2 protein-coding genes and 1 pseudogene are annotated in these 1,920 nt (G+C 63.3%); all 3 read right to left on the reverse strand.

Features of this window, described 5'->3' with window-relative positions; all coding sequences use genetic code 11:
• The coding region (locus tag EN749_RS34940; protein WP_128364878.1) for an aminotransferase class III-fold pyridoxal phosphate-dependent enzyme at positions 1-368 on the reverse strand (368 nt) is incomplete at its 3' end.
• A 34-nt stretch (positions 369-402) separates the two neighbouring features.
• Complete coding sequence (locus tag EN749_RS34945) at positions 403-1,752, reverse strand: aminotransferase class III-fold pyridoxal phosphate-dependent enzyme (RefSeq protein ID WP_128364879.1); 1,350 nt, start codon at positions 1,750-1,752, stop codon at positions 403-405.
• Between the two features lie 21 nt (positions 1,753-1,773).
• Positions 1,774-1,920, reverse strand: a pseudogene (locus EN749_RS39220) (HAD family phosphatase); the annotation flags it as partial.

The raw sequence follows: 1,920 nt of genomic DNA on the forward strand, positions 1-1,920 counted from the left end.
GCGGCCTGCGCCATGCGCAGCGCGATGTCGTTGGCCTCACTGCCGGTGCAGGTCAGGATGGCGGACGACAGGATGGCATCAAAGGTCGCGGTCAGCCGCTCGACATAATCGAGGATGGCGGTGTGCAGATAGCGCGTGTGGGTGTTGAGCAGGCTGGCCTGCCGGCACAGGGCTTCGACCACATGCGGGTGGCAGTGGCCGACATGTGCGACATTGTTGTAGGCGTCGAGATATTTCCGACCATCGGCATCGTAGAGCCAGACGCCTTCGCCGCGAACCAGATGCACGGGCTCGTCGTAGAACAATTGCGATTTCTCGCCGAGCAGGCGGGAACGCCGGCTAACCAGTGCCTCTTGTGATTGACTCATGGCGTCTTGAAACTCCGTTGTGGCCAGCTAACCGTCAGGCCTTCGATAGGCCTGCATCCAGCGCTTCGCCGATCTTCGTCACATCGGCAGCGCTGATGATGAGCGGCGGCGACAGGATGATGGTGTTGCCCGACACACGCAGCATGACGCCGGCCTCATAGGCGGCCTCCGAAACCACGGCCATGGTCTTCTTGTCGGCCGGCTTTTTCGTCGTGCGGTCCGAGACCAGCTCTAGCGCCGCCATCAGGCCCTTGTACCTGACATCGCCGACGATCGCATGCCTGGCCTTCAGCCCCTCCAGCGTGGCCGCGAGTTCGACGCCCCGTGCCGCCGCGTTCTCGTTCAGGCGAAGCCGTTTGGTCTCCGCAAGCGCCGCCAGACCCGCCGCGCAGCCGACCGGGTGGCCGGAATAGGTATAGCCGTGGCCGATCGCACCAAAACTGGTCTTGTCGGCCTCGAAGACATCGGCGACTTTTCCGCCGATCAAGGTCGCGCCGAGCGGGAAATAGCCTGACGTGATCGCCTTGGCGATGGTCATGAAATCCGGCTTCACGCCGGACAGACGCGAGCCCGACCATGCGCCGGTGCGGCCGAAGCCCGTCACCACCTCGTCGGCGATCAGCAGGATCTCGTGGCGGTCGCAGATCTCACGCACCAGTGGCATGAAGCTCTCATGCGGAACGATGACGCCGCCGGCGCCGAGAACCGGCTCCATGATGAAAGCGGCGATGGTGTCGCCGCCCTGGAAGGCGATTTCGTCCTCCAGCGCCTTGGCGCACAGTTTCGCCAGCCGCGCTGGGTTGGTCTCATCGAACGGGTTGCGGAAGGTCCAGGGCGCGGGAATGTGGAAGACGCCGGGCAGCAGCGGCTCGTAGTTGCGACGGAAATTGGCGTTGCCGTTAACCGACGCGCCGCCAAAATGCGTGCCGTGATAGCCCTTCTTCAGGGCGAGGAATTTTGTCCGGTCGGCCTGGCCGCGGATCTTCCAGTATTGCCTGGCCAGCCGAAGTGCCGTTTCGACCGAATCCGAGCCGCCCGAGGTGAAGAAGGTCCGCACCATGCCTTCTGGCTCGAACCATTCGCAGAGTTCGTAGGCGAGTTCTATCGACGGCCCGGTCGAGGTGCCGCGAAAGCCGGAATAATAGGGCAGCGCCCCGAGCTGGTCGGCGATCGCCTGCTTGATCGGGTCGCAGCTGTAGCCGAGATTGACGTTCCACAGGCCGCCGACGGCGTCGAGCACGGTCTTGCCGGCGATGTCGGTGACCATCACACCCTCGCCTTTCATGATCACCTTTGGCGGGTTGGCCCGCATCTCGGCCGGATGCGCCATCGGGTGCCAGATCGGCTTGGTGTTGGTTTCGGTGAGAAAATTGATGTCGCGCATAGAGGACTCCGCAAAAAAATCTCAGGCAACTGGGACGAGGCCGAAATGACTGAGGGCTTCGGCATAGGAATGAGCCGGGCGAGCGACGTCGAAATGAACCGTGCGCATGCCGGCAGCACAGCTGCCATCGACATTGCGCTGCTGGTCGTCGACGAAGACGCAAGCGCC

Origin of the sequence: Mesorhizobium sp. M7A.F.Ca.ET.027.02.1.1 (genome assembly GCF_004022985.1) — a bacterium.
GTDB lineage: Bacteria > Pseudomonadota > Alphaproteobacteria > Rhizobiales > Rhizobiaceae > Mesorhizobium.

What these genes read in the sequence shown, in the direction of transcription:
- EN749_RS34945 (WP_128364879.1), bottom strand. Translation starts at nt 1,752, where the DNA reads ATGCGCGACATCAATTTTCTCACCGAAACCAACACCAAGCCGATCTGG.